This window comes from Enterobacter sp. E14S, assembly GCF_055666685.1.
Window position 1 is genome coordinate 1 of record NZ_JBVODQ010000037.1, and the last position, 267, is coordinate 267.

Below are 267 nucleotides of genomic sequence, written 5' to 3' on the forward strand. Positions count from 1 at the left end.
AACTTCAGAGTGAACCTGAAAAGGTGCACTGCGAAGTTTTGCTCTTTAAAAATCTGGATCAAGCTGAAAATTGAAACGACACATCTTTAATGGTGTGTTCGAGTCTCTCAAATTTTCGCAAGTCGATGGTGAATCGAAAGAAACATCTTCGGGTTGTGAGGTTAAGCGACTAAGCGTACACGGTGGATGCCCTGGCAGTCAGAGGCGATGAAGGACGTGCTAATCTGCGAAAAGCGCCGGCGAGGTGATATGAACCTTTGACCCGGC

General features: G+C 46.8%; 1 rRNA gene. It reads left to right on the plus strand.

The window, feature by feature from the left end:
• Positions 1-159: 159 nt before the first annotated feature.
• A 23S ribosomal RNA gene (locus tag ACZ6J2_RS21890) occupies positions 160-267 on the plus strand; the annotation flags it as partial.